Origin of the sequence: uncultured Psychroserpens sp. (assembly GCF_947492715.1) — a bacterium.
GTDB lineage: Bacteria > Bacteroidota > Bacteroidia > Flavobacteriales > Flavobacteriaceae > Psychroserpens.
The window spans coordinates 1-296 of the sequence record NZ_CANLNS010000028.1 but is presented as its reverse complement, the minus strand read 5'-3'; the positions used below and the strand labels follow the sequence as shown (position 1 = coordinate 296).

1 protein-coding gene is annotated in these 296 nt (G+C 42.6%); it reads right to left on the bottom strand.

All coding sequences use genetic code 11. The features are described from left to right. A partial coding sequence (locus Q0787_RS19275; RefSeq protein ID WP_298905089.1) for a hypothetical protein occupies positions 1-296 on the bottom strand: 296 nt, incomplete at both ends.

Below are 296 nucleotides of genomic sequence, written 5' to 3'. Positions count from 1 at the left end.
GTTAAACTTGTCACTTCACATTCTGCTGTGATATCTGATAAACTCACTGCATCTGGTGTTGGTGCTGTCGTGTCATCTATAATCACATTTTGATCTTGTGTGCTTGTATTTCCATTGCCATCATCATAGGTCCACGTCACTATCGTTGTTGTCCCTTCGCCTGAAATTGGAAGTGTTGCATTATGACTTACCGTTACTGTGCCTCCACAATTATCTGTAGCTGTTGGCGCTGTTAAACTTGTGACTTCACATTCGGCTGTGATATCTGATAAACTTACGGCATCTGGTGTTGGTGC